The 26,985-nt window shown below is 58.0% G+C and carries 29 protein-coding genes and 3 pseudogenes; 20 read left to right on the forward strand and 12 right to left on the reverse strand.

From position 1 onward, the window contains the following. Positions 1–4 precede the first annotated feature (4 nt). Positions 5–275: pseudogene (locus EI982_RS19110) on the forward strand (tyrosine-type recombinase/integrase); the annotation flags it as partial. A 96-nt stretch (positions 276–371) separates the two neighbouring features. On the opposite strand, the gene EI982_RS03295 reads toward EI982_RS19110, so the two are convergent. The 5 genes from EI982_RS03295 to EI982_RS03315 all read right to left on the reverse strand — a co-directional run bounded on the left by EI982_RS03295 (position 372) and on the right by EI982_RS03315 (position 4,644). Continuing rightward, positions 372–815 carry a PIN domain-containing protein gene (locus EI982_RS03295; RefSeq protein ID WP_157688121.1) on the reverse strand — a complete coding sequence of 148 codons (444 nt, stop codon included), beginning with the start codon at positions 813–815 and terminating at the stop codon, positions 372–374. Further along, complete coding sequence (locus EI982_RS03300; protein ID WP_157688122.1) at positions 812–1,102, reverse strand: AbrB/MazE/SpoVT family DNA-binding domain-containing protein; 291 nt, start codon at positions 1,100–1,102, stop codon at positions 812–814. Before EI982_RS03300 ends, EI982_RS03295 begins: the two co-directional genes overlap by 4 nt. Positions 1,103–1,762: 660 nt before the next feature. Further along, a complete protein-coding gene (locus EI982_RS03305; protein WP_157688123.1) occupies positions 1,763–2,818 on the reverse strand; it encodes an ABC transporter ATP-binding protein in 1,056 nt (351 codons plus the stop codon). Then, the gene (locus EI982_RS03310; protein WP_157688124.1) at positions 2,815–3,630 is read right to left on the reverse strand and encodes a molybdate ABC transporter permease subunit; all 816 of its coding nucleotides are present in this window, start codon (positions 3,628–3,630) and stop codon (positions 2,815–2,817) included. The genes EI982_RS03305 and EI982_RS03310 overlap by 4 nt, the downstream gene beginning before the upstream one ends. Beyond that, positions 3,631–4,644: an extracellular solute-binding protein gene (locus tag EI982_RS03315; RefSeq protein WP_157688125.1), complete on the reverse strand. Its 1,014-nt coding sequence runs from the start codon at positions 4,642–4,644 to the stop codon at positions 3,631–3,633. A 63-nt stretch (positions 4,645–4,707) separates the two neighbouring features. On the opposite strand from EI982_RS03315, the gene EI982_RS03320 reads away from it, so the two are divergent. Then, complete coding sequence (locus EI982_RS03320) at positions 4,708–5,133, forward strand: Tfx family DNA-binding protein (protein WP_157688126.1); 426 nt, start codon at positions 4,708–4,710, stop codon at positions 5,131–5,133. A gap of 564 nt (positions 5,134–5,697) precedes the next feature. Here the strand turns inward: EI982_RS03320 and EI982_RS03330 are convergent. From EI982_RS03330 to EI982_RS03340, 3 genes and pseudogenes are all read right to left on the reverse strand, one after another. After that, complete coding sequence (locus EI982_RS03330) at positions 5,698–6,693, reverse strand: cytochrome d ubiquinol oxidase subunit II (protein ID WP_157688127.1); 996 nt, start codon at positions 6,691–6,693, stop codon at positions 5,698–5,700. After that, on the reverse strand, positions 6,686–8,134 hold the full coding sequence (locus EI982_RS03335) for a cytochrome ubiquinol oxidase subunit I (protein WP_157691054.1): 1,449 nt from the start codon (positions 8,132–8,134) through the stop codon (positions 6,686–6,688). The genes EI982_RS03330 and EI982_RS03335 overlap by 8 nt, the downstream gene beginning before the upstream one ends. 586 nt (positions 8,135–8,720) lie before the next feature. Further along, a pseudogene (locus EI982_RS03340) lies at positions 8,721–9,470 on the reverse strand (helix-turn-helix domain-containing protein). 129 nt (positions 9,471–9,599) lie between these two features. Between EI982_RS03340 and dps the strand changes: the two are divergent. The 4 genes from dps to EI982_RS19210 are packed head-to-tail and all read left to right on the forward strand — an operon-like array spanning position 9,600 to position 11,344. Then, positions 9,600–10,259: a DNA protection during starvation protein gene (gene dps, locus EI982_RS03345; RefSeq protein WP_157688128.1), complete on the forward strand. Its 660-nt coding sequence runs from the start codon at positions 9,600–9,602 to the stop codon at positions 10,257–10,259. A 39-nt stretch (positions 10,260–10,298) separates the two neighbouring features. Further along, a complete protein-coding gene (locus EI982_RS03350; RefSeq protein ID WP_157688129.1) occupies positions 10,299–10,682 on the forward strand; it encodes a 2Fe-2S iron-sulfur cluster-binding protein in 384 nt (127 codons plus the stop codon). 7 nt (positions 10,683–10,689) lie between these two features. Then, positions 10,690–11,172: a thiol-disulfide oxidoreductase DCC family protein gene (locus EI982_RS03355; protein WP_157688130.1), complete on the forward strand. Its 483-nt coding sequence runs from the start codon at positions 10,690–10,692 to the stop codon at positions 11,170–11,172. A gap of 22 nt (positions 11,173–11,194) precedes the next feature. Beyond that, complete coding sequence (locus EI982_RS19210; protein ID WP_420191847.1) at positions 11,195–11,344, forward strand: DUF7563 family protein; 150 nt, start codon at positions 11,195–11,197, stop codon at positions 11,342–11,344. Between the two features lie 73 nt (positions 11,345–11,417). On the opposite strand, the gene EI982_RS03360 is transcribed toward EI982_RS19210, so the two are convergent. After that, a complete protein-coding gene (locus tag EI982_RS03360; RefSeq protein ID WP_157688131.1) occupies positions 11,418–11,801 on the reverse strand; it encodes a DUF7475 family protein in 384 nt (127 codons plus the stop codon). Positions 11,802–12,046: 245 nt separating this feature from the next. Here EI982_RS03360 and EI982_RS03365 point away from each other — a divergent pair, with 245 nt between their 5' ends. The 3 genes and pseudogenes from EI982_RS03365 (at position 12,047) to EI982_RS03375 (ending at position 13,195) form a co-directional block, all read left to right on the forward strand. Then, entirely contained in the window at positions 12,047–12,277 is a 231-nt protein-coding gene (locus tag EI982_RS03365) for a hypothetical protein (protein WP_157688132.1), read from the forward strand. An 80-nt stretch (positions 12,278–12,357) separates the two neighbouring features. Further along, positions 12,358–12,540, forward strand: a complete 183-nt coding sequence (locus EI982_RS03370; protein ID WP_199243717.1) for a hypothetical protein — start codon at positions 12,358–12,360, stop codon at positions 12,538–12,540. Between the two features lie 17 nt (positions 12,541–12,557). Continuing rightward, positions 12,558–13,195 (forward strand): annotated as a pseudogene (locus tag EI982_RS03375) (IS6 family transposase). Positions 13,196–13,204: 9 nt separating this feature from the next. On the opposite strand, the gene EI982_RS03380 reads toward EI982_RS03375, so the two are convergent. The 3 genes from EI982_RS03380 to EI982_RS03390 form a co-directional block, all read right to left on the reverse strand. Beyond that, complete coding sequence (locus EI982_RS03380; RefSeq protein ID WP_157688133.1) at positions 13,205–13,711, reverse strand: DUF3592 domain-containing protein; 507 nt, start codon at positions 13,709–13,711, stop codon at positions 13,205–13,207. A gap of 328 nt (positions 13,712–14,039) precedes the next feature. Next, the gene (locus EI982_RS03385; RefSeq protein ID WP_157688134.1) at positions 14,040–14,306 is read right to left on the reverse strand and encodes a type II toxin-antitoxin system HicA family toxin; all 267 of its coding nucleotides are present in this window, start codon (positions 14,304–14,306) and stop codon (positions 14,040–14,042) included. A gap of 4 nt (positions 14,307–14,310) precedes the next feature. Beyond that, positions 14,311–14,595, reverse strand: coding sequence for a type II toxin-antitoxin system HicB family antitoxin (locus EI982_RS03390; protein WP_157688135.1), 285 nt, complete (start codon positions 14,593–14,595; stop codon positions 14,311–14,313). Between the two features lie 238 nt (positions 14,596–14,833). Here EI982_RS03390 and EI982_RS03395 point away from each other — a divergent pair, with 238 nt between their 5' ends. The 11 genes from EI982_RS03395 to EI982_RS03445 all read left to right on the forward strand — a co-directional run bounded on the left by EI982_RS03395 (position 14,834) and on the right by EI982_RS03445 (position 26,980). Further along, on the forward strand, positions 14,834–16,228 hold the full coding sequence (locus EI982_RS03395; protein WP_157688136.1) for a protein adenylyltransferase SelO: 1,395 nt from the start codon (positions 14,834–14,836) through the stop codon (positions 16,226–16,228). A gap of 142 nt (positions 16,229–16,370) precedes the next feature. After that, positions 16,371–16,751: an IS200/IS605 family transposase gene (gene tnpA / locus EI982_RS03400; protein WP_157688137.1), complete on the forward strand. Its 381-nt coding sequence runs from the start codon at positions 16,371–16,373 to the stop codon at positions 16,749–16,751. After that, positions 16,748–18,022: an RNA-guided endonuclease InsQ/TnpB family protein gene (locus tag EI982_RS03405; protein WP_157688138.1), complete on the forward strand. Its 1,275-nt coding sequence runs from the start codon at positions 16,748–16,750 to the stop codon at positions 18,020–18,022. Before tnpA ends, EI982_RS03405 begins: the two co-directional genes overlap by 4 nt. Before the next feature lie 1,048 nt (positions 18,023–19,070). Then, complete coding sequence (locus tag EI982_RS03410; protein WP_157688139.1) at positions 19,071–19,586, forward strand: DUF7437 domain-containing protein; 516 nt, start codon at positions 19,071–19,073, stop codon at positions 19,584–19,586. Positions 19,587–19,592: 6 nt separating this feature from the next. After that, on the forward strand, positions 19,593–20,138 hold the full coding sequence (locus EI982_RS03415; protein WP_157688140.1) for a PIN domain-containing protein: 546 nt from the start codon (positions 19,593–19,595) through the stop codon (positions 20,136–20,138). Positions 20,139–20,803: 665 nt separating this feature from the next. Then, complete coding sequence (locus tag EI982_RS03420) at positions 20,804–21,508, forward strand: bacterio-opsin activator domain-containing protein (RefSeq protein WP_157688141.1); 705 nt, start codon at positions 20,804–20,806, stop codon at positions 21,506–21,508. Positions 21,509–21,617: 109 nt separating this feature from the next. Next, positions 21,618–22,454 (forward strand): alpha/beta fold hydrolase, encoded by an 837-nt coding sequence (locus EI982_RS03425; protein ID WP_157688142.1) that lies wholly within the window; start codon positions 21,618–21,620, stop codon positions 22,452–22,454. Between the two features lie 358 nt (positions 22,455–22,812). Further along, complete coding sequence (locus EI982_RS03430; RefSeq protein ID WP_233255281.1) at positions 22,813–23,100, forward strand: winged helix-turn-helix transcriptional regulator; 288 nt, start codon at positions 22,813–22,815, stop codon at positions 23,098–23,100. 154 nt (positions 23,101–23,254) lie between these two features. Beyond that, the gene (locus EI982_RS03435; protein ID WP_157688144.1) at positions 23,255–24,100 is read left to right on the forward strand and encodes a hypothetical protein; all 846 of its coding nucleotides are present in this window, start codon (positions 23,255–23,257) and stop codon (positions 24,098–24,100) included. A gap of 158 nt (positions 24,101–24,258) precedes the next feature. Next, on the forward strand, positions 24,259–24,648 hold the full coding sequence (locus tag EI982_RS03440; RefSeq protein ID WP_157688145.1) for a winged helix-turn-helix transcriptional regulator: 390 nt from the start codon (positions 24,259–24,261) through the stop codon (positions 24,646–24,648). Positions 24,649–24,826: 178 nt separating this feature from the next. Further along, positions 24,827–26,980: a cupredoxin domain-containing protein gene (locus tag EI982_RS03445; RefSeq protein ID WP_157688146.1), complete on the forward strand. Its 2,154-nt coding sequence runs from the start codon at positions 24,827–24,829 to the stop codon at positions 26,978–26,980. Positions 26,981–26,985 lie beyond the last annotated feature (5 nt).

Genomic DNA, 26,985 nt, shown 5'->3' on the forward strand with positions numbered 1-26,985 from the left:
CTACTTCCCATCCCGGAAGGCCGATCGGATTACCGGGCAGGGCGTTCGGTATATGCTCCACGCGGTCGCTGAGGCCGTCGGCGTTCAGCCGTGGAAGGTCCGACGGGCGTCGAGGCGATGCAGATGGTGTGACACCCCACGCGCTCCGTCACAGCGTCGCCTACCGGATGCTCCACGAAGAGGCGGGACACACACTCTACGATGTCCGAAATCGGCTTAGACACCGGAGCCTCCAGACGACCGAACGCGTCTACGACCACTTCAAGAAAGTGTGATACAAGTTGTACATCAAGACGAAGGATCTCTCAGCTGTCCAGCGAATGCACGGTCATTGCCCGGACGAGGCGACGAAAATCGGTGTCCAGTGTGTGTTAAACGAATTCTTCACGGATTCGATGCAAGTCGATATCCTCAGACAGATCGCCGAACTCCGGATCCGCTCCAACGACAAGCGTTGCCTCCTCCTCGAGCGCCAGCGCGGCAGCGTACGAATCACCGAGTGAGATGCCTCCTGCACCTTTGATCCGGGCGACAGTACTCCAAGAAGGCGTCTCGATCGTCACCCCATAGCCGCGGAGAATGCGCAGGTCCCCCTCCCCGGTGTCGAACTCGTCGTTGCCAGGCGGCGTTTGGTTCGGGTCGCCTGTTTCGAGACGCGCGATTTTGTACACCACTTCGGTAGCCGTGGCGTGGGAGATCACGCCGCTCGCCTCTTCGATTTCGATTGCCTGAAGCCGCTCGGTTACGTCCGCAGCGCCGGGTTCGTCGTAAAAATACGCGATGAGCGGCTCTGTGTCGAACACGTAATCCGTCATTGATGCCGCTCGGGTCGCTCATCGCGCTCACGTTCGAGCTTCTTGTCCTCGTCGTTCATCTCCCGGAGGTGCTCGAGGACTTTCCCCTTCTCGTAGCGACCAGCGTGGACGCCCTGCATCTCTTCGACCGAGGGGAGGGGTTCGACCACGATCTTTCCGTCCTCTTCGTGGATGAGTACCTTTCCTGGCGTGTCGATACCGAACCGTTCCCGCAGCTCCTTCGGGATCGTCGCCTGTCCCTTCTTGGACACGCGGATGACTTCCCCCTCGTCAGTATTACTAGACATTTCTGTATTACAGTTAGAATTTGTACTACTAAATATCTTCCGTGCTACCTATCTTCCCCGACTGAAGTAGTAGTTCCCGAATCCGTCAAAATCTCTCGTAGACGACTGGACGGGAGAGTCGAGCACTGTCAGTGATCGTCACGTAGCCGGGCGGTTCGGAGTAGGTCACCATTTGGGGGATAACAACGATTATCCCCCAACAGTGGTACCACCAGCCCCGGATTGGCACGGTCGACCCTATAGTAGCGATTGAAACTGTTTGCACAGCCGACCGTACGCAGTACTGCGATCGGCTGTGTAATGACTTTCAATCGCTACTATAGTTGGCAGCGACCACCTCACCTTGGAAAAGACTGATTGCTAAGGGTAGAGCGCACACACTCGTTGAACAATCAGCGATATCGAACGGATCCAGGCCACGAGGACATCGATTTCTGGCAGGGTCGTCTGGCGGATGATATCGTCGATAACGCGACGACTGCTCTCGTCGAAGAATTACGGTAGCTACGTTCCAGCACTCACGTCTCTGCGCGTTACACCTTCTTCTGAACGAAGTCTCAACTTCCACAGCCCACAGTAATTGAGACCGGTCGTCTCGATGCATACGGTTCTCTCTACGGATGCCTGCCAAGCGCGAATCAGTGAGTATTCGGCTCGAAACTATTCACGCCCCGGAATCAAATGTATCGAATCTTGTGGAATCCGTACTTGTACCCTTGAGCCATTCTCAAGCGCTAGTCGTTCGAACGTCGGCGGACGAACGTTCGCCGTGAGAGTGATCGATCCCGTTTCAGTCTCGATATCGATTCGGTATTCGCTCCCCTCATTCAACCAGCGAGCAACTGTTCCTGTGACCGTATTTTCCGTTCGGTCACCGTCGGCAATGTAGGGGGCTTCGATTTCCACCCGCGATGGATGAATACAGACCGTCACCGTCGATGTATGGATATCCGACGCTGTCGTCTGGAACTGGATCTCACCAAACCGAACCGTTGCTCCGTCTGTTGTTTGGTTGATCACCGTCCCATCAAAGAGGTTCTCGTTCCCGGTAAAACGGGCGACAAATCGGTTCGTCGGTCGAGTGAGCACCGTCGACGGCGAGCCTACTTGTTCGAGGTCACCATCCCGAACGATAGCGATTCGATCACCGAGTGCCGTCGCCGTCCGCTGGTCATGCGTGACGTAGAGAATCGGAATTTCGAGCGATTCGAACAGACTGTGCAGTTCATCTCGAAGCCGTTTCCGAATCGGCGCGTCGAGACTCGACAACGGCTCATCGAGGAGTAGCACGTCCGGGTCAGTCGCCAACGTTCGTGCGAGTGCCACTCGTTGTCGTTCTCCACCGGAGAGGGTCGGAGGCTTTCTATTGAGCACGTCCTCTAATTCGAGAAGCGTCGCGAGTTCGTCGACGCAATGGCTGGCTGTGGCCGCGTACTCGATATTTTTCCGGGCGGTCATGTGTGGGAAGAGCGCCCCCTCCTGGAAGACCATCCCCACGTGTCGATCTTCGGGCGGTAAGCCCACCAGTTCTCGCCCATCCAGTTGAATCGATCCCGAATCGGGACCGGTGATCCCGGCGATTAGCGAGAGGAACGTCGTCTTTCCACTGCCAGACGGTCCCAAGACGGCGAGTACTTCTTCCTCGACCGTCAGGTTCACCGGGCCGAAGTCGAACTGGCCGTAGACTTTGCGAAGTCGGGAGAGTTCGAGTGTCATTCCCATGGGTTCGAGGCAACGGTATTGAGAATCAACAGGGCCGCGGCAGCGATCAGTACTAACAGTATCGCCACCGGATAGGCGTTGTCCAAGCCGAGTTCGATAAACGCCACCCAGATCTGGACCGGCATCGTCCGGGGATAGTACGCCATCATCATCGTCGCGCCGAACTCGCCGATAGCCCGTGCGAAGGCAAGCGTTATGCCAGCGAGAATCCCCGGGCCAGCAAGGGGCAGCGTCACATTACGGGCGGTCGTCCATCGGCTCTTTCCGAGCGAGCGAGAGGCGTATTCGAGCGTCTGATCGACGCTTTCGAACGCTGCTTTCGCGGTGACGACCACGAACGGCGACGCGACGAATGTCTGGGCCAGTACCACCCCAGCGAGCGACCGTGTGAGTGGGAACCCAGCAGCAACCGCGGCTTCACCGAGCGGCGAGCTGGGGCCGAAGACAGTGAGCAACACGATTCCGCCGACCGTCGGGGGGAGCACCAACGGGAGGATCACGACTGCGAGAACTATCTTCGTTACGGCCCCGTCGGTGCGTGCGAGCCAGTATGCGAGTGGCAAGCCGAACAGGGTGGCGATGACTGTGCTAATCGACGCTGACATAACCGATGTCGTCGCCGAATCCACGACGGTCGGATTGTTCATCCGAGCAAGAATCTCTCCGGCCGGTACCGAGAGAAACAGCGACACTAGGGGCACAGCGTAATACAGGAGTAGCACGCCCCCGAGGACGAGCGCAACGCTGAGCCAGTCGAACCCGAACGTCCCCGTTCCCGATCGATCCGAGTGTGAACCTGTCGCCATTCAAACCAGGACAGTGATTTCCGAGACCGTCGACGATAATGCTTGGTTGGATCCGCCGAGCCGGGATTGATTTTCGCTGGATTGGTCGGTTGTCTGTCTGACACGCTGGGGTACGTCACCCGTATAGGAAGGGAATTGATCGCGCAGGAGGAATCCGTGCTCTTCGAGATAACTCCCGGTCGTATGGATGTCGAACACGGAAACGGCAGCGTCGCTCATGTGCCGAATGGTCGAGCCGTAACTGATGAGCCCGCCCTGTATTTCCTGGCCGCTCGGCAGTGTGTGCGAGGTTGTTGAGTACCAATCCTCGGCATACTGCGGATTACTCAGATTGATCTGGTCCGGCAACTCGATGTACTCGTAATCGCGTTCGACAGCCATGTTGCGGTAGGCGATTGCGGCGTCGATGGAACCAGTCTCGAATTGACTGATCAACGATGTTTCGGGATAGATTTGCTCTTGTTGGAGGATCTGTTCTCCGAGACGCGATGCGTCGTCGTAGTAGCGTGAGGCGAGTTCGAGCATGAAGAGTGCACGATATCCAAGCGGGTCTTGATCGGGGTCGGTTCGTCCGATGTTCACGTTCCCGTTGACCATTGGTTGGTACCAACTCTCGGTTCCGGCGTTGGCCAGGCGCGCCCCACCATCTGTATCTGGATTATACGCGATGACGACTGAGTTGCTGGTAAACAGGGAATGCCACGACGGTGAGAGTGGCTCTTCAAAGAGCGCCACGTCGGCGACCGAGACGATATCGGGATCGCGTTGCCCTTCATCGATCATCCGAGCGATCGTTGCAGAGCCGTGCGCCTCGATTTCAACTGGGACATCCACAGCAGGCTTGAGTCCGTTAGCTAATGCATTCTGGAGGCTGCCAGCTGCGAGGATGGCAACCGTCGTCGGTTGGCTACTATCTCGACTGCTCCCACTTGTACAGCCCGCAATACCAGCGACGGCCGCAGTGCCAGCAGTCAGGAGAAATCGTCGTCGCGCAGTAGGAGATCCCTCAGTCATCCATACGAGATAGAGAAACGTTTGAGAAAAAAGCTTATCTCAAACACATCTATTTGACTCTATATGGCCTCTGCAGAATCGACGACATTGACTGAGCGACAGGTGGAGGTACTCGAACTCCGAGAGCAAGGGCAGACACAGCAGGAGGTTGCGGACCGACTGGGGACAACCGACTCGAACATCAGTGCTATCGAACGAGCGGCAGAACAGAACATCGAAAAAGCTCGTCGAACATTAGAACTCGCCCGGACGATTCGGTCGCCGATCCAGTTTTCCGTCTCTCCGGGGACAAGTTTCGATAAGCTGGTTGCCAGCGTCTATTCACACGCAGACGAAGCTGGTATCAAAATCGCTTACTGTCGTCCAGAGCTCTATACCCATCTCTATGGGGTTCTTGAAGAGTGTACGAACCAGAACGAACTGAAGACGACTATTGATGTCGGAATTACTAACGAAGGCGAGGTGAGGGTTTTCACCGAGGATTTCTGAGTGTGGCGTCGGCTCGTAATTCTCAGCGAACCGTTTTTCGACGTGTCGCTCAGCGTTCGCACGCTGAGTGGCCCGTGTACGACTCGACACCGTTGTACGGTCGGACCTCGCTCGCTGGGCTGGAATCGGACGTACGCGTCGTATCAGAAACCTGGTTTGGACGCGAGGAACACGACTCGATAAGAACGCCCGTTTAGAACGCGATCCGAAGCAGTTTCGGCTACCGGATTCGGTCGAAACCACGCATCACAGTCCCGCGAAACCCGGTGTAGTCTCAACTTCCACCAGCCCACAGAAGTTGAGACCGGCGTTCTCAATGCATATGGAACTATCTTCCTTCGATGGCCCCAGCTGGAGTGTCTGCTCGACAAACTGCGACACAATGCGGTCCTCGGCAGTCCGAAGCCGATACGCTCTGTTGCGTTCCAGTTGCCGGCACTGGCGATGTGTGACACCGAGAGTGATACACTATCGCGAGGACATGATTCCATCATATCGTACACATCCCCGATCGGAGAGTCACCAGTACCGAGCGGAGAATGGAACGACGAGAGGTTGGTGGGGTTACCCCCCGTAGCCCCCACCCTCGATTGGGCCGCTAAACACGCCGTAGAGGAACTTGAAGTACCACAGTACCAACAGCAGGACCGGAAACCCGAGGACGGTCACGAGATTCAGCGCTAGTGGCGACACGACCGCTTCTCTAACCAACAGCCCGGTCAGCGGATAAATCGTCGGGTACAGCAGAATTGCGACCAAGGTCGTCAACAGTGTGGGCAGCGCCAGCGCGCTCGCGAGCCAGGCTCGGTACCGGCCGCGTCTGGCCAGTACGCTTCCGCCCAGCCCGACTGCGATCGAGAGAGCGACGACTGCAGCGACGGGCAGCGAGAGCACCGCGTCGGCAGCGCCGCCCGAAGCGGTCAGGACGACGGTTCCCAGCAGCACGACCACACCGCCAAGGTACGCCAGTGTCGCACCGATGCCGTACGGTCGCAGTTCCGATGCCAGACCGGGCTCGGTCTTGGCTGCGAGGAACGCCGCCCCCGTGACTATCGAGACGGCGACCAGGCCGACGCCAGTCAACGCCACTGGTAGCGTCGCCCCGCCGAACAGCCAGCGACCCGCGAGCATCCCCAACAGGAGCGGCGCAAACACGCTCCCGCCGATGAAAGCGTAGTCGGTGTAGCGCTTCCAGCGCTCGTCGTCGCGCTGCTCGCGGAGTTCCGGACCGAGTCCGCGGAACACCAACGCGAGGACGAACCCGAGCGCGAGCAGATAGTTGTCCGCCAGCAAGCGCGAGTACACGCCCGGGAACGCCGCCAGCAGCATCGTCCCGAAGGCGACGATCCACACTTCGTTCGCGTCCCAGACCGGTCCGAACGCCGCCAGGAATGTCTCCCGCTCGCGTTCGTCCGTCCGGGTCGCGTACAGCATCCCGATGCCGAAGTCGAACCCGTCGAGGACGACGTACATCCCCAACGAGAACAGCACGGCGCCGAACCAGATCTCCGGCAGGGACTTAACGAGGTACGCATCGACGGGCAACAGCGGGTCAGTCATCGCTACTCACCCACGGAATCGGGCCGTGCCAGCGGTCGCCACTCGACTCTCGGAGGCCGAGTGACCGGAGTTCCTCCCGGACCAGCCACTTCAGGATGTACAGCGCAGTCAGTATCAGCCCGACGTAGAGCACGACGAACGCAACCAGGGTCAGTGTCGCCTCGGCCCCGGTGAGCGTCGATGACACCGCCTCGCTCGTCTTGAGCTCGCCCTGGATGACCCACGGCTGCCGGCCGATCTCGGTGACGTACCAGCCGGTGAGCAACGCAGCGTAGCCGAACGGCGATGCAGCGATCATCGCCTTCAGGTAGCGTGTGCTGTCGGACAGCCGCCCGCGGTACATGAGGTAACCGCCCCACAGTGCCAACCCGATGAACAGGAATCCGAGCCCGACCATGAAGCGGAACGACCAGAACACGAGTGCTACCGGGGGGTTCTCCTCGTACTCGTTCAGTCCGATGACCTCGGCGTCGAAGTCCCCGCCGCTGGCGAGGAACGACCCAACTGCGGGGAGGCTCACGGTGACGAGGTTCTCGGCTCGCGGGTCGGTGAGTCCCTCAGGTGACTTCGGAAACGCGAGCAGGTGTAGGTCGGCCTGCCCCGTCTCGTAGTGAGCCTCCATCGCGGCAAACTTCTGTGGCTGGGTGTCCTCGACGTGGCGGCCATAGGCGTCGCCGTGGACCGCTTGGAACGGTGCGGAGATGATCAGGAGTACGACAGCCAGCTTGAGTGCGGTGTTCCAGGCTTCGGTGTCGGGCTTTTTCCAGACGATGTACGCCGAGACGCCCGCGACCAGCAGTGCGACCGAGATCACCGACGCGTTCATCATATGGACGTACATCCAGGGCATTCGCGGGGTGAGGAACGCGGCGAACGGATCGGTTAGTTTGGCGACTTCCATCCCGTTGCGGGTGACCATCTCGTAGCCCCGTGGGGTCTGCATCCAAGCGTTGACGATCAGGATCCAGAACCCCGACAGCCAGGCGCCGAAGCCGACGAGCACTGATGAGAGGACGTATGTCCGGTCTTTGACGCGGTCACGGCCGTATAGCAACACGCCGAGGAAGACGGCCTCTAAGAAGAACGCCATCTTCGCTTCGAAGGCCAGCGGGCCGCCGATCAGTTCACCGGCTACCTCGGCGAACTGTGGGAAGTTTGTACCGAACTGGAAGCTCATCGGAATCCCGGTGACTGTACCCATCACGAAGCCGGCGGCGAACACCTTCACCCAGAACGAACGCAATCGCGCATACCGCTGCTCGTTCGTCCGCACGTCTTTCCAGGTGAAGTAGATAATAAACGGTGCGAGCCCGATCGAAAGGGACGCGAAGATGATGTGAACGGAGATCGTCCATCCGAACTGTATGCGGCTCGCGAGTTCCGGTGAGAGGAACGTCACCAATCCTGGGTCGATGGCACCCAGTAGTGTGATTGGACCCATCGATCTTCCGCTACGGCACAATAGCTTATGAGTAGCCCCACGGATCCCACGTTGGAGCATTCACCACAACAGCTTTGATTACTAGACCCGTAGTTTTCGTACACCTCAGAGGAAGCTCGTTTTCTTTATGTTGACTTTAGTTTGGTAAACGCTAACCCGACAGAATTGGGTGTGTGAACCGCCTCGGGGTCAAGCCCCGAGGCACTCGCCTTGCTCATCTGTAGAGGCGACGATTACTATATTATGGCGAGGAAATGGATTACATCGACGCTCTTGTGGCGTAGATTGTTGGTTGGGATCTCGTACATCGGGTGAGTCCCCTGAGATTCCTCGGTCAACCGGTTTCGCCACAGTTCAGGATCGATCGCGTAGTTCAGCTCTTACAAAATCATCAGGCTGCTCTCCACCAACAATCCTCTATCTAAATGCGAAGCCCAGAATGCGGGTGTTGGGATTCCGCGTGAACCGACACGAAAACTCAGATACCACTAGAACGAACCTGGTGAGTCAGAACCGGACGATTGCTACGTGGCTCGGGCTGAGACCGATCAATGCATATGGAGCTATCTCCCTTCTATTGCCCCCATTAGAGTGTCTGCTCGACAAACTGCGACACAATGCGGTCTTCGGCAGTCCGAAGCCGATACTGGACCGTCGAACGAGGTTCGTCGAGTATTGACGCCAGATCGGAGACGGACACTTCCCGCGGTCGTTCGTAGTAACCATGCGTGACTGCGGTTTTCAACACTTGCCAGTGCTCCGGCGAGAAGTCCGTGGCGATCCGCTCGGTGGCGTTCCAATTGCCGGCACTGGTGATGTGCGATACCGAGAGCGATACTCCATCGCGAAGGTGGGATTCCATCGTGTCATACACATCACCGATCGGATAGTCGCCAGGAAAGAGGACGCGCCAGCGGTACTCGTCGCCGACGCGGCGGGACTCGAACACGGTCCCCTCTTGGACGTGATCGAGAACAAAACGTGGGAGTGAGTGACATTTCTTGATCTCCCGACGGAGGGTGTAGATCGTTCGACTCGTCTCCTGGCGATCAAGGACCTGATACTAGCGCGCCGTATCACAATTGTCGACATCAAAGCACTCGTTACAGCGGGTCTCGTCGAGGAACACCCCGTCGAACGCGCTCAGCGCTTCGTCGGTTCCCTTGGCGTGATCGAGTCGCCACATATGATTGTCATTCACGAAAATCGCGGACGACCACAGTGAGAGACTCTCGTACTGCCGGAAGATGTCCATCAACTCGTCGGTCCCCGACTCGAACTGGAGGACGAACTCGAACTCACGGGTCTCGTCGATCCTCACGGCCTCACCGGTCATTTTCATCTAAAGCTAATCACTTCTAAGACAAAAACACCGTCATTTCGGACTCAAGTAACTATTTGATACAGATAGTTGGTTATTGCTAAACCAAGTTTGATTGCTACTCCCGGAGTACGTAGGAATGCGATGTCCGACGGGAAAGAACACGGCAGCGGTTCGGTGGAACCGGGCGACACGAGCAAACGAGTCGGGGCCGAAGTGATTCGCGAGCGTGGTGTCGACCCCGAGGAACTCCGCGAGAAACTGATCGATGCCATCGGGGCGGAGTTCACGACGTACTACTACTACACGAACCTCCGGATGCACCTCGCCGGCGAGGAAGACTACAAGGAGATCACCGAGGACGCCCGTCTCGAAGATCGAGCCCACTTCGAGCTGGTCGTGCCCCGGATCTACGAGCTAGAGGGATCGCTTCCGAACGACATCCGTGACTTCGCGGATCGCGCGTCCTGTCCCGACGCTGAAGTGCCGACGCCGATGGACGACAACGGCGGGTTCGACACGTCCGACCTGGAGGTCGAGGATATTCTGGAGGTGCTGCTGGAGGCAGAGCGGTGTGCCATCCGGACATGGAGCGAGATCTGTGACATGACTCGCGGTGCCGACCCGCGCACCTACGACATGGCCCAGCGAATCCTCAACGAGGAGATGGACCACGAAGCCTGGTTCATCGAGCTACTGAGCAAGGAACGGGACGACGAAATCAACCCGGCCGGTCACTTCGCCCGCGGCGAACCGGGCGACGCCCCCTACTCGACGAACAACCGGTTCAACGACTCGGCCTGATCCCGGTCGTCGGCGCTCCCAACCCCATCTTCCCCTGTGATGACACGATCGTCGAACGAAACGTGGACTGTCACGATCGTCGTTCCCGAGGATTCGTCGCTGGACGAGGCCGGTGAGACGTACGACCTCGAAGTCGGCGCGGACGAGACGATCCTCACGGCCGCGCGTTCGGCGGGTGTGTGGCTGCCGGCCGACTGCCAGCAGGGCTGGTGTACCACCTGTGCCGCCCGCCTCGTCGACGGCGACGTTGTCCACCCGAACGCGCGTCGGTACTACGACGAGGACGACGAGGCTGGCTACATCCTGCCCTGCACTGCGAAGCCACGAACCGATACGACCGTCGTCGTCGACCAGTACGACGACTTTCTGGAGTTCAGGGCGGCCAACAACCGGCCACCCGGCAACTCAAAATTGGACTCGTAGACAGATCATGAGTACGAATGATACACAGTCGACTGAAACGGTCGACACGGATCACGCAGAGCCAGCCTACGAGGCAGTCCTCATTTTTGATGGGGAGTGTCCTTTCTGTTCGGCAGCAGCGACGGCACTCCGACAACTCCCCGAAATTGGCGTCGTCAAGTGGAACAACGACGCTGCACAGCAGCTCCTCGCGGCCCAGTTCGACGATCCGCCGTTCGCGCTGGTACTTGTCGACGGAAGGGCGGACCGGCTGTGGATCGGCCCGGCCGCTGCAGGCGAACTGTGTGACCGTGCTGGGATCCCGACGCTCGTCCAGGATATCGTCGCGGACAACTTCGAGCGCGTCGGTGACGCGGTGCGGGGCGTCGCCGGTGCGAAGCGGGAGCCAGCCAATCTCGACGGGACGCGTTCGCTCAATGCTGCTGCTGCCGAGTATCAGACGCTCGCAGCAAACGCTCGACGGATCCACAGGACTGGAGGATCCCACTAAATAGCCCTGGAGGACACAGGATATGCCAGTCTGTGAAACCTGTGACGAACACGTTTCCGAGCAGTTTGCGCGAGTGTTCGGTGACGAAAACGGACGTGTATATGCCTGTCCCAGCTGTTCCGCGAATGCTGGGATCGCTGAGGTGACGCGTGAGCGACGGCCCGATCACTGAGAGCGGCATCTCCATCCAGTACAGCAACGTTCTGACCGGGGCTTCGAGCGGACTCGGACGGTAATACCTGTAGTCAGGGAGTAGTTTGGGTGTACAGATACCCAACACAGACTGCGACAACGAGTTCTGCAACTTTCGAGCCGACAGCCATGTGATTAAGCGACTTACCCATGTAGAATGCATCAAGGCTAACGCCCTGGAAAGCAAATAGCGCGATAATCGTGATAATGGCGTAGCCGGCGGCTACGAGATACAGTTCTCGACGCCAGTACGATGTGACGTACAGTGCGATCCCACCGAGGAACCCGAGCCCGTTCAGAATAAACAGGATTCCCATCAGTTGACTGAATCCCATCACGCGTGGTCCTAACAGGAGGTGGATTACGCCCGTCACCAACGCCGCGAGAATCGCAAGATATCCGACCGGATCTGCCGGCTGGGTTGAAATACGATCCATCGCGCTCTGTGGTCGACTGAGCGGTCACATAGATCAAGGATGCCAGACTAGTAATGAATGCAAGATACTGCCCGCGAATGCAGTACGCCGCACATCAAAGCCAGGTTCGCCTGATCCGGCCAAGACAATAGATACTGGTGGACGAATACCCTCGAAAATCCAGGTAATAAAACGTTACGGCGAAAATAGGATTTTGAAGACGATAATATATATTTACATTTTCACAACTTACATTAGTTAATGCAATGGTAGTAGAAACAGCAGAGCTACAATCGGAACTCGATGCAAAGGGAGAACTGATGCTCGCAGTCTCAGAATTCGACGAACCACTGGAGATGCATCTCCATGATACGGAGATTGAAGAGGGTGTCATCACGATCGAATTGACCGATGGTGTCCTCACGTTCGATGTCGATGAAGTGGTGGCCTTCTGGCATCACACACACTCGCTCGCAGATTTCGGACTGGAAGACTGAGTTCGGCGGCCGGTGAGTTACAGTCCGGCAGATTCAGTGTAAAGCCAAGATATTCGGCACACTACGCATCCAGATGTGGTGTGCCGGTCTATACACCACTCGGCCACGCCCATCGCGAGCATGTGCGAGACCTCTCCATCGAACAAATGCGGGAGATGTATCGCCAAGCCGTTGGCCGACTGCTGGACCGGGTCGCGGAGACTGAAGAGTTCTTTCGTGCCGGCATCGGTCGTGTCAAATTAAGCGTGAAGAGTGAGGCGTGATGATTTCGTAGTGCTCTATGCCAGAAATCACACGCCTCAGCGACGATAGCGACTGGATCGAATTAGATTTTGTGGAGCGTCAGCGGACACCCGAGTTCGCGATGCGACTCGGTATTCAGATGCACGTGGCAGGACTATCACTTTCGAATACCATCTCGATTCTTGAGAGGTTGGGTGTCGAACGCTCTCGAACGGCCGTCCACAACTGGGTGCAGAAGGCCGATCTACAGCCCGAAGGCGGTGCGAGCCCGAATCACGTTGCACTCGACGAAACTGTGATTCGAATCAACGATCAGCAATACTGGCTGTACGCCGCCATCGATCCTGAAACGAACACATTCCTTCATATCCGGCTCTTTAGCACGTATACGACCGGTCTAACCGAATATTTCTGAGCGAATTACGCGAGAAACACGACGTCGAAACCGCCGTGTTTCTCGTCGACGATGCTCAGTGGCTCCAAACTGCCCTCGATCGACACGGCCTCGATTGCAGATACGAACTCCATGGCAATCGGAATGCTGTCGAACGTCTATTTAGAGAAGTAAAACGACGAACCTCTTCGTTTTCAAATACGTTCAGCCACGTGGAGCCGACGACCGCAGAATCGTGGCTCCAAGCCCTCGCCGTCTGGTGGAATCGATGCCAAAGTTAACGCGACCATTCAGTTCGTCCGGTACTTTTTCAGGGCCGATACAGCTCCCAAAACTGAAATCATAGCACCGATTCCGGCGGCTATTAGCGGCTGGTTCGACGTTTTGTTCTTCAAGAACGCGTGATCCGGGTCTGTTGAATCGACATACGCGGTGACGGACTCCCCTTCTTCATACTCGTCGATGACTGCCTCGGCGTTCGACTTGTCGTATTCGGGGTTGATATCAGCGGGAAAGACGTTCGTTCCGGTGTATGTCGTGCCCTGATATTTGTACCTGAACTCGACCCGAGGCTCGTAACTGATTTCGCCTCCTGCTGCTCCACCAACGGAGCTTTCGGTTACAACATCCACCTCGGTGATGGTGGCATCAACTTCAGCGGCATTCCGCATTGCATCGGACTGCTGAACATAGTCGTACGCACCGTAACCGGTGATCCCAAGGCCCACAATAAAAAGTATCAACGCACCCCGAAGCGTGTCTGGCCCATCAATACTGAAGCTGGAGCTCTCGGTCATAGCAGCCTCCCGTTCATCGGGTGCCAACTAACGGCGATTTGTAAAATTCACGAAGTCGGTTGGCGCACAACGCACTACACAGCTTTCCGTATTGGCCGATTCTTCCGATCTGTTCTGATCGCAGTAGTGTGCGAGATACGCGCTGTCTATGTAGCAGAGCCTTCGTTAATTACTCGATTTCTGCCAATAACGAGTTGACCGATATAGAGCGTCTATTCAGCAGTCAGTCATCACTGGACCACGTCAGACCAGTATGAGCTATAGTAGCGATTGAAACTGTTTGCACAGCCGACCGTACGCAGTACTGCGATCGGCTGTGTAATGACTTTCAATCGCTACTATAACTATTACGCTCGATCCACGCACAGAATTCTTCGAAATCCTTTGCGCCGGCCTGCTCGGCGATGCTCCGCAAGGTCCCCATATCGACCTCGTCATGCAGCGGGACCGGAACAGTGCGCGCGTCCGAATCGTGGTCTGCGGGCGGTTCCCAGCGGAGAATCGCGTGGTCCCCGTTCGTTCGGTCCCACTCGTAGATACCGCTGTTCACCATCACCTTCACGATCTCCTTGCCGGAAAACGGTCCGTGTGCCATGCGGTCACTGGAACACGTCAGACTCGTCCAGCGACCCGGAGGTGTTCTGTTTCGGGTCAATCCCCATCGCACGGAGCTCCTCGTCGCTCGGTGACTCTCCGGCACCGTGATAGCCGACAACGGCCTCGTCAAGGTTTTCGAGCGCGGCCTCTCGGGTCTGTCCTTGTGACGTGACACCGGTGTCTTCGTCACGAGCGACCCACATGTCGCCGCTCTCGCCAAGCGATAGTGAAATGTTGACCGGTAGTGTGGGCTCCTCGTCGCCGGGGTCGTCGATGTCTGTACTCATATCACCAGAGAGACTTGGGAGTCGAATAAATCTGGTGTGTATAGTGGACTCCGTGCTGCATTCGCGCACTGTATGCAGCGCCGCCGTTCCGATCTCCTCATCGTCTGCCAGTAGAGGCGTGACCGATACAGAGCGTCTATGCAGTACACGCCAATTTGAACCTCTCTAATCGATCGATGATTAATATTTCCAAAGACAAGATTCTTGAAGCAAGCAACATGACAACATATGAAATCAAATGGTCTTTTCATTTGATACCACTTACAAGGATTTAGACTCGAACCTCTATTCGAGAGTAACGCCCAAAAGTATCGCTAATCCCAAAATTTTGTTTCTTAATGACGGGCTATGTGCTGATCTTGGATTGGATATAACGAAGCTCAATGCTAAGATTCTAGCAGGCCAGGACCGTTTGGAAGAACCAATCGCCCAAGCATATGCAGGCCACCAGTATGGAAGTTTTACCGTCTTGGGCGATGGGAGAGCGATGATACTCGGCGAACATGTGCACGATGGTAATAGATACGATATTCAACTGAAAGGATCCGGTCGAACGCCGTACTCCGGAAGAGGCGATGGCAACGCAACTGTCAGCTCGATGCTCAGAGAGTATCTGTATTCATATGCGATGCAGAATCTAAACATCAAAACATCGAGAATTCTGGCAGTCGTCGAAACTGACGAAGCAGTCGAACGACGACAGACAGAACCTGGAGCCACCCTTGTCCGAGTGATGAACAGTCACATTCGATACGGGACCTTCCAGTACGTTGCAGGCCAGGCATCCGACGAACTACGGCGATTCACTGACTACGTTATTGACCGGCACTACCCGCAATTAAATGAAAAAGATCGTACGTACCTAGAGTTCTTCGATGCAGTCATGCAGTCGTCGATCGAGATGGTCGTTGACTGGTTACGTGTCGGATTCATTCATGGCGTCATGAATACGGACAATATGAGTATCGATGGAGAAACATTTGATTACGGACCCTGTGCCTTCATGAATTACTATAATGAGGAGACGGTGTTCAGCTCAATCGATAAGCACGGGCGATATGCATTCGGAAACCAGCGACCCATCTTGCGGTGGAATCTCGAACGGTTCGCAGAGGCACTCCAACCGCTGTGTACACAGTCAGCGCTCACGTATGATGAAATCGAAGGCAAACTAGACGAGTTCGAGGATCGATTTGACGCGCAATACTACACGATGATGCGGAGGAAACTGGGGATCAACTCAGATGGCGAGAAAGAACTCGTCGATGAATTCTTGGAGTGGCTTCGCAAATCGAACGCAGACTATACCAATACGTTCCTCGAATTAGAGACGCCCGGTACGTTTGATGACCCAGCGTTTGCAACTGCAGAATTCGAACGGCTTAGGAATAAGTTGGCTGCTGTCGGCCTGGATGAGGAGTTGATGCAGGAAGCCAATCCGCGGTATATCCCCCGCAACTACCTAGTTGAAGAGGCACTGGATGAGTATCTCGAAACCCGGTATCTATCCAAATTCAAGAGGTTACTGACCGTGTTGGAAAACCCCTATACATCGAAGGACATGGGTCCACAATTCCAGCAACCACCGCCACGAGAGTTCGATGCAGAGTATACAACGTACTGTAATACTTGAGCGGATATTACGGAAAATCGAGGCGAAAGCCTCGTCCTTCAGGACGGGGATGAAGCCGACCAACAGTATTCAACCGCCAACGATGGCATAGACGGGGTTCCAACGCAATCTTCAATCTGTCCGACCGTGATAGTATACATAGATGGTGAAGAGTACCCGTCACGCGAAATACGAACTCTACTACCACATAGTGTTCGTGCCAAAATACCGATGTTCGAACCTGACGGGGAAGACGAAGGAACGTCTCGAAACCATCTTCGCGAAAATCTGTGAAGACAAAGACCTCGAACTGGCCGAGTCGGAGGTCATGCCCGACCACGTACACTTGGTCATCGGGAGTCCACCCAAGAACGCCCCGTCCCTCATCGTCAACTGGGTCAAGGGCATCTCCGCGCGGAAGTACAACCAACGCTACGCCGACCGCGTGAAGTGGACTGGCTCGTACTACGTCGGAACAGCGGGAAGCGCCTCGAAGGGAGCTGTCGAACGCTACATCGCTGAACAGGAAGGTGGGGACGCATGAAGCGCGTCAACACCTTCGAGGTCGTTCCACAGTCCGAGAACGACAAAGAGTGCCTCCTACGGCTACTCAATGCCTCCGCCTCCCTGTGGAACGAACTGACCTACGAACGCCGTCAGAACTACTTCAGAGACGGTGACGTGTGGGACACGTCCGAATACCGAGGGCGCTACAACGGTGTCGTCGGAAGCGCGACTGTTCAACAAGTCACGCGCAAGAACAGCGAAGCGTGGCGGTCGTTCTTCGCTCTCAAGGAGAAAGACGAGGACGCCAACCCGCCGTCGTACTGGGGCAACGAGGCGGACGAACGCGAACTCCGCACCTATATTCGGTGTAACCAGTACACGGTTCAGTGGGGGAAGCGTAGTCGTCTCGAAATTCCTGTCGGGCAAGAACTGAAAGACGAATACGGACTCGGCTACCACGAACGACTCCGCCTCGAAGTCCGAGGCAACCCGAAGTGGGACGGCAAACAGGGTCGTCTGGAACTTGAGTACGACGAGGTTAGCGGCACGTTCAGGGCTTTTCAACCAGTCACCGTACCTGATTCTCGACTGGATTCACCACTGGCTTCGGAAGAAGCCGCCCTCGACGTTGGCGCGAACAATCTCGTCGCCTGTACCACCACGACCGGCCAGCAGTACCTCTACGACGGTCGAGAATTGTTCGGACGGTTCTACGAGACGACAGACGAAATCGCCCGCCTACAGTCGAAACTCCGCGAGGGGCGCTACAGTTCCGAGCGGATTCAACGCCTGTACCGACAGCGAACGAAGCGCCGTGACCACGCACAGAACGCGCTGGTGCGCGACCTCGTTGAACGACTGTACGACGAGGGCGTGGCGACAGTGTACGTGGGCGACTTGACCGACGTGCTGGAAACGCACTGGTCGGTCAGGGTGAACGAGAAGACGCACAACTTCTGGGCGTTCAAGAAGTTCGTCCACCGTCTCGCGTGCGTCTGTGAGGAATACGGGATCAGCCTTGAAGTCGAGTCGGAAGCGTGGACGAGTCAGACGTGTCCCGAGTGTGGCGACCACGAGGAGACAGTTCGCCATGGGGATACGCTGACGTGTCCATGCGGATTCGAGGGACACGCAGACCTCACGGCGTCAGAGACGTTCCTTCGAGCAAACAGCGATACGGAAGTCAGGCCGATGGCACGGCCCGTGCGATTCGAGTGGGACGATCACGACTGGTCGGGGAAACCACACCCTCACGAAAGTCCCAAAGAAGTGCGCACAAACCCGCAAGTTGCCTCTGTGGGCCAGTAGCCGAACCCCCAACAGAGGAATCCTCGCCCTTTAGCGCGGGGAGGATGTCAACAGCGTCGAGTTCACCAATCGGTGACGAGCGGGTCCGACACGACTGTCAGAGCTAGGTGTCGATGCTATCTGGCTGTCAATTCCCGACCGGTTGGCCAGTGTGGCAGCGTGGCGCGGCCTGGCCGAGTGCGTACTCACTGAGCGATTGATTTTCTGGCGGCTGTGTGTCCTGTCCCCGAACCGGGGAACGCGAATCACAGCCGGCGAAGACTCCCAACACAACCCGTAACGAATTCTACGCGAATTCAGTAATGCTATGCTGAGTAGGTAATAGCGCCTCTAAAACACCCAGAAAGAGTGGATTCAGCACGGGCATCGGTTCATTTTCATATCGTCCAGATCTACTGCTATCTGGTGATTCTCCTGGCAGGAACAGCCAGCGTCGAGTCTACTAGTAGTTTCTGAATGTGGAACACCCGTAATTAACAACTGCCAGTTGATCCGACGATCGAACTACGACTGGGGTACCTCGTTTTCAGGTACTATCCCAAGTATCTCCGATCCCCTACGTCGAAACCACCACTCGGCGACAGTATGGAGTTCCGTTACCAACCACTCCCAGTTCTCGAAGTTGCTGGGACCCAGTTGCTCGTGACCGAGTGATGGTCAACGACCCAATGATTAGCAGCCATGCGCCACGCGGTAAAGGCAGCGAACCAGAGGAGAAAATAACCGCCGATCGGAATCGTTCAGTGACTGAACGAAATTAACGGCAGTGCACCCAGAGACGACGACACCAATGTTCACCCCGTCGCTGTCGTGCGATCACGAACGAAAAATCGGCGATGGGCGCTGCAGGCGCTTGTACGCTTGACGAACGAAGTCCCTTGCTGTGCCTGAAACGGTCGAAATCGAAGAGCGCTGAACACTGAAAATCACTGCCGGGAAGATGTCACAGTCGTACGATAGCCCTCCACGCGCTCGTAGAAACCTGATGTCAGTGACGACTCCATCTCAACAAGACTTATTGCAATTTGCGTGCAATTTGCTACTACTGATGGCGACGAGAGAAGCAAACTGGGATACTCCACTCGATACTGGTGGCGAGGTGTTCGCGCTCCTCGGGAATCCGCGAAAAGCGTGGATCTACACCTATATCGACCATCATCCGGCGACGACGATCCAGGATGTCGTCGGGACGCTCGATCTCCCACAGCGAACGGTCTACGAATACGTCGACGACCTCGAAGCCGCGGGCTTCGTCGAACAGTCGAACGACGGACGGCCGGCGGAATATACGGCTCACGAGATCGACCTCCAACTGGTCGCGGGCGATGCCGAACGACGAATCACGCCGGAGCTAGTCGAGGCGACCGCCCGTCGAATGCGGGATGACGACGTCGATACGTACATCGACCGCCACGGGCTCGACGGGCTCGCCGTCGCACTCGACTACGCCCGCGAATACGCCGACGGGTCCGTCACACACCGGATTATGGCTCGTGAACAGGAACTCTCTCCCTTGGAAGCAGGCGTCATTCTGGATGCACTCCGCCCCGTCGTCGAGGACTGATCCGGTATGGAACGCGACGGAGAGGTCGTCTTCGTCGATTCGTCGGTTCTCATCAGTTGCGGTCGACGTGACAGTACGGGGTTCCAAGCACTCGCCCGCGAGGCCCGTCAGCGTGATGCGATCTTCCGGATCTCACCACAAGTATATGCCGAGGTGACTGGTGATCCCGCACTCGACGCGTATTCTCCTGATCGGTCTCCTGTCGACGAGGCAGTACAGGAGGGGTGGATGAAGGTTACCGAAAGTCCGGCCTATTCGGACTCGGACGTCTCAACGGTGATGGATCGGGCACGGAACTTCATCGCGAACTCCAGTGATCGATCGGAGGACATCGTCGAGAAAGCGGATACGGAAATCGTGGGACTGGCGCTCGAAACCCTGCTTGATGGGGCTGGCGATCGAGTTCTCGTCGTCACGAACGATATCCCACTCGGCGAAGCAGCCGAATCGCTACTTCCGAACTACGGATTCGACGACGAGCAAATCACCTGGCTCACTGGTAGTGAACTCGCTGCCGAACTCGCAGAGGATTTCGTCCCCGAGTTCGACTGATTCGAGGGCAGGACGACCGAGCGTGTTCTATACTCGTTTCCATTAATTATGTAGTGTCGCGTTCCCGTGACCAGCACCGCCCGATTTTGTTGGGACCCAGTTGCTCGTGACCGAGTGATGGTCAACGACCCAATGATTAGCAGCCATGCGCCACGCCGTAGAGACGGCGAACCAGAGGACGAAACCGCCGTCGGTCGGAACCGTTCGGTGACCGAACGAAATTAATGACATTGCACTCCGAGAGGGTGATATCGACGATCACCCCATCGTCGTCGTGCGATTACGACCGAGAAATCGGCGATGGGCGCTGCAGGCGCTCGTTCACGCGGTGAACGAAGTCCCTTGCTGGCCCTGACACGAGGGAAATCGGCGTTCTGAGAGCAGCAGTTTCACCCTATAGTTCTCATCCGCGGACACGAGTTTCGAGCCAATCCCATCAGGATCCGCGGTAGAAAAGTCCCCGTCCGACGAGGAGAACACTGTCACCGAAGTGACGGCCTACGTGTACCGATCCCGTTTTGGCTACGTCGTTCGGTGGTGCAGTGCACAAGGGGAGCCACGACGGTTCCATCCGTTCCCGTCGGTTCCGTATGTGCGGCGAACGAGTGTTCGAAACAGACACACGACAGACGAATGCCTATCAACGCGGTCATTGAAGGCCGGCTATGACCGTTCAGGAACCCGTCGAGACTCCAATAACGGAGATCGAATTGGAGGTGCGGGACAGAAACTGTTTTTTCGTTCGTCTCTCGGCCGAAACCGACTGTCTCATCCGACTCGAGGAGTTGATCCATCGCGCGGATGGGGATCTGCTTCAATACTTCAGCGTCCGTGAAACGCCTCCGGAGGACGTCCTCGACATGGCTGCGAGCGAATCTGCAATCGCAGAGGCTCGTCTCGTCAGGAACGGTCCCGACGGCAATCTCTTCCAGTTCGTCGTCTCTGGGCCGTGTGTCACCGCGACGCTCGCCGATACCGGAGCGATCACTCGTGACGTTTCGGCCGCGGGCGGCGTCGGCCGTGTCGTCGCAACTGTTCCAGCTCACGTCGCCGTTCGAACCGTCGTCGAGACGTTTCGGACACGCCATCCGGACTCGGAGTTTCTCGCCAAGAGAGAACGTGACCAGTCTCCACCCGTTCGAACGAAATCGGGCGTCCATACCATCCTCGCAGACCGACTTACCGAGAAACAGTACGAAGTACTTCGAACGGCGTATCTGAGCGGCTACTTCGCGTGGCCGCGCGAAAGTGCGGCGCAAGAGTGTGCCGACGCGTTGGGAATCGCTCAGCCGACGTTCAGCCAGCACCTCCGGGCGGCTCAATCCAAGGTGTTTACGGCTCTCTTCGACGCCGCCGTCGACGACACGTGATCGGACCGTCGAGTCCGTCACTACAGAATGGACGGCGGTCGTGATACCTATCCCTATAGGCAAGAAGCGTTTGTCGGCAGAACTGGAATGTACCGATGGGTGATTCAGGATGCCAAGCTACGCGGGGTGGACTGCAGCGCAGGAGACGGCGACCGTCACGGTCGACGGACACGAACTCGACGTCGCCTACTACGACGAGGGATCGGGCGATCCCGTCGTCTTTCTCCACGGGATTCCGACGAACTCCTACCTGTGGCGGGACGTGATCGGGCCGATCGCGGCGGAACGCCGCGTCATCGTGCCGGACATGATCGGATACGGCAACTCGTCGATGTTCGATGGGTTCGATAGATCGATCCGCGCACAGGAGGAGATGATAACGGGACTGCTGTCGGCGCTTGATGTCGAAACCCCCTCGCTGGTCGGTCACGACCTCGGTGGCGGCGTGTTCCTTCGATACGCGGCCCACCATCGGGATGCTGTCGACGAGCTTGTCCTGTCGAACTCCATCGCGTACGACTCCTGGCCGATCCAGTTGATCACCGACTTGGGACTTCCCGAGACGGCCCGAGAAACCGGCGTGGAGGAGTTGCAGGCGATGCTCGACGACCTCTTTCGAGATACGCTCTCCGGGTCAGAGCACAGCGACGCGTTCCTCGATGGCATGACTGCGCCGTGGAACTCCGAAGCGGGTGTAACCTCTCTCGTTCGAAACGCGATCTCGACGAACACGAATCACACGACCGAGATCGATCCGGAAACGATCGAAGCCCGGACGCTCCTCCTGTGGGGGGCGGACGATCAGTTCCAGTCCATCGAGTGGGCCGAGCGCTTGCAAGCGGATATCCAGGCGGCCGAACTGATCGGGCTGGACGACGCAAACCACTGGGTGATGGAAGATCGGCCGGACGCCTACCGCGACGAACTGGCCGACTTCCTGCGCTAATCAGGTCGAACGTCCGGCGGGCGACGGCCACGACCCGAAACGTCCGACCGCAGAGGCACCCTCTAACGCCGGGCCGTCCGTCGTGCCTTCCCTCGATTTCTCCCGACGCACGCTACCAACATAAATAGGTTACTCGTGTTGGAAGTCCCTCTTCACACTCACAGAATAGTAAGGAGTTCCCGGTCGAGTTGTACAGCCGTGTACGACAGTTCGTGTATAACTCGTCAGATTCACCGGCCGAACCCCGACCACCGATAACGGGTCCTCACAGACACTCATGAGTACACACTCGGAATCGAGTGAGACGAAATCGACATCGGTCGTTACACCGAGCCAGTCACAGGAGACGCTCATTTCCATGGCAAACCTGCTTGGACGCAAGTGGCACTTGGTCATCCTCTACCAGCTGCTGACGGAGGGAGCAATGGGATTCGGCGAACTGAAAGGAGAGATCGATCACATATCGTCGAAGGTCCTGTCGGACAGCCTCGATCGACTCGAGACGGAACACGAACTCGTCGAACGCCACATCGTGAGCGAGAAGCCGGTGCGCGTCGAGTACGCGGTGACGGACCGCGGTCGTGACTTCGCCCCCATCGTCGACCGCATCCACGAGTGGGGCGTCGAACACGTCGTGAGAGAGTAGATGCGGTGAGGTCGGGGTAACGTATCAACCAAATGGTGATCGAGTGACGAATCGGTTACTACCTTACAAATGTGATACAGATGAAATATAATAGTGGTGTGTGACGTGGTATTGTGGCCCAATACGTGCAGAGTCGGGCCACGCGGAGCAACCAATGGATCGACGCAACACACTCAAGACCATCGGAACGGTCGGTATCGCGGGTGCGCTCGGACTCGGCACGAGCGGAACCGTGAGCGCCGATCGGGCCGATGCTGCCGGCGGCGGCGACAGTAACAATCCCGGACGGATCGGGAACTACGGCGGTGCGAAGACGCTGACTCCACCGAATCTCGGCGGATTCGACCACGTACTGGTCTATCTCGCCGAACCACTCGTCGAGGGCGACTGGAGCGTCGTCGAGAACGCGGAGCGCTTCCAGCGCGAGATCATGGGGCGAGACGAGGAAGCCATCGACGCGGATCGGCGAGCGGCAGAGGCGTTCTACGAGGAGCGCTTCGGACTGACGTTCGAGGGAGACGTGGGCCTGTTCGAACCGGAGGAGAGTACCGACGGTTCGGCCGTGCTGAATCCGTTCTACCAGGATCCCGACGTAGGTTACAACGCGTACGTGGTGTCGGGGCGAGCGATGCCGAACAATCACGACGACGGGGCGACCAATCGCGACGAGATGCTGGCCGGGAAAGTCAGAGACGGTGGCTGGATCGTTTCGATCACCGAAGACACGACGCTGGGCGGGAGTTACGGCGGGAGCGACGGCTTCGATATCGGAGCCGGCGGCACGCTAGCCTACGGCCACTACAACATCAAGATGGGAGACAACGAGGACCCCATCGTGATCCGGTACGAATCTGAACACCCAATCCTGCCACTGGACATGCCGGTCGCGTTCAACTGTGACCTGTTCCACGACGAGTGGGGTGAAGGGCAGGTTCGCGGAGTTACCGGTGCGCAGAGCGGTGGTATCCGCAACGTGCTCACGTTCCCCCCGTCGCTGTAGTCGAACCCTGTCCCCCATTTTTTGTCCCAGCGAGGATCACCAATCCAGCTAGTATCGGCTGATCCGTTGCCTGCTCAGCCATCTCGGAATCAAATCACGGCACGTTACCTGATTTCTACAGGTAACTATTATATTATCCCCGCCCGTACGAGGTGGACATGAGCAACGAGACAAAAGAAGGGGCTGCTGCCAAACAGCTCGAGGTGTGGTGTGCCGGCGAGGACTGGTGTCCAGTCACGACGACGGCGTCTCTCATCTGCAAGAAATGGCACCCAGTGATCGTTCACCGACTGCTCGAACACGGCCCCAGCGGGTTCAACGAACTCAAAGCCGACGTCGACGGCATTTCGAGCAAAGTGCTTTCGAGTAGCCTCGACGACCTCGAAGAGAAGCAACTCGTCGACCGCGAGATCATCAGCGAAAAACCCGTACGGGTGCAGTACTCGCTCACGGATCACGGTCGCTCTCTCGAGCCGGTGATCTTCGCGATGCGCGACTGGGGCCTCGAACATCTCACGGAACCCGACGACGAGTCGTCGGTCGCATAGGAATCTCCGGAGCTACGCAGACGGGGATAGTCGAGTCATGCCCGACACAGTCGGTCGTTTCTTTCCGCATTCTTACCATCCACGGTGATCGGCCACTCACCGGGTTACACGTGCGTTACTTGCTGAGCCCGCGGTTGTCCGAGATTCATTACGAGAAGAAACTAAGTTTCGAATAGTTATGCTAATCAACGACATCGACCGACGCACGCTCCTCCGTCTCGGTGGGGCCGCAGCGATCGGCGCACTAGCGGGTTGTAACAGTCAGCAAGGCTCAGATGCCACCTCGACGGCGACGACGACTCCCACGTCGACCGCAACGTCGACGGCCACGGCGACGGAAGCGTCCGGAACCAACCCCCTTGGTGCGGATCAACTCGGGGGACCCGACGACCTCCAGTCGTCGGCGACGGTGGAGGCGACGATGCTTTCGTCCGACCAGGGCGCCGGCCAGCACGTGAACACGCCGGCCGTCGTCTGGGTCGAACAGGGCGCGACCGTGACGTGGAACATCGCCGAGGGATCGCACTCGATCACGGCGTATCACCCCGACTTCGACCGGTCACTCCGGATTCCAGAGGGGGCGACTTCCTTCGATTCCGGGATTCTTTCCGCAGGAGAATCTTTCGAACACACCTTCGACACACCGGGCGTCTACAACTACTTCTGTCGCCCGCACGAGGGACTCGGGATGGTCGGTCTCGTCGTCGTCGGTCAGCCACAGGGTGGGCCGGGAACGACGGCCGTCGACGACATCGAACTGAGCGCCGCCGCCCAGTCGCTCACCCGACTCCTCGACGTGGCGGGCATCGTCACCAGCGAGGGTGGGGGGGCGAACGCGTACGCGTGGCAGGACGCCACCTGGGACTCCTACTGGTACTCCCTGTACAACATGAGTACCAACATCGCCATGAGCGGTAACGGCGTCCAGTTCCCGCACAACGAGGAGCAACAGCAGGCGTTCGACCAGCGAGTGCCGGGGATGCTCCAGCATGCGGACGTCGACAAGCCGCCGATCAAGAATCCCAACCTGAACATGGCCGCGTTCACGGAGGGCGACCCCCACTTCACCCAACAGCCCGTCTTCGATTCCGGCGATGGGCGACCCGACGCCGCGACGCTGACGTGGGACATGTCGAAGTCCTCGAAGGTCGTGAGTCCTTCCTCCGTCGCGTGGACGCACCTCAAGGGTGTGACGTGGGCGAAGAACTTCCAGAAACACTTCGAGACGCTTCCACCGGGAATTGCGGCGAAGTTCCGCGCGCAGATGCTCACCACCCTCGCCCAGATCGGGACGAACGCGACACTCATCGCCGGCGGCCCGGACGGCAACGGAGCGCTCACGAAAGGCGACTCACTCGAACTCGTCTCCGAGTTCCGACCGAGTGACGGCACGGTCGTCGACGAGACATCCCGGCCCAACCATCATTCGGCGATGCTCTGGTTCCTGTCGGATCTCACGAGCCTCGCGGGGAACGGGTGGTTCGGCTACGTGAACCCGGAACCGCTGATTCCGAACGGGAAGATCCAGCAACTGACCGACGGGATGGCGCAGACGACGATGAACCTCTTCGATCCCTCGGATGTCGTCGAGATGGGATCGACGCGGGATCTCGGCCAGATGCTCGGGGCCGTCGGCTGGTACGGAACCCACGCAGGAGGCGACGACCTGCGTGCTGCCGCCGCGAGCTACGCCGACGATCTGGCGGCTGAGGTCGACGCCCACCTCGAGGGCAACGGATACGTGGCCGACGGCGCGGCCAACGGAGCGGCGACGCAGGGCGCGGTCGGACAGGGGCTCCTCTGGGCTTCCCAGATCGACGGCGTCGATCACCGCGACACCGCGGAGAGCGTTCTCGGCTACCTGCTCGACGAACTCTGGGACGAGGACGCGGGCACCTTCGCCACCAGTCCCGACGCCTCCACCTACCGAATCACGTCGCGTGACGCGGGCGACGTGACCGGCGGTCTCAACGCCGCCGACGCACTCCTCGATCTCGACGTGCAGGCGGTGTACGCCCGCTACTTCAACGAGACGTTCAACCGCGGGCGACTGCAACGGGCCGAACGCCCGAACAGCCGCGACGAGGGTGCCGAGTTCACGCTCCCGCTCCCGCCGGCCGCCGGCGGCGAGTACGGACAGGCCGCCGTGTACAACGACGCCGTCGAGTACGACACCGGCGCCGACGAGTGGACGGTCGTCGACGACACGTTCACCACGGCGTGGGCGCTGTACACGTCGAATCAGGACATCTGGATCGGCAACTGGGCCGGCGACTTCTTCCAGGGCCGCGGCGTGCCCGGCCGGAGCGACCAGCCGCCCGAGGGGGCCTGATCGCG

This window comes from Haloplanus salinarum (assembly GCF_009762275.1).
In the GTDB taxonomy this organism is placed as follows: Archaea; Halobacteriota; Halobacteria; order Halobacteriales; family Haloferacaceae; genus Haloplanus; species Haloplanus salinarum.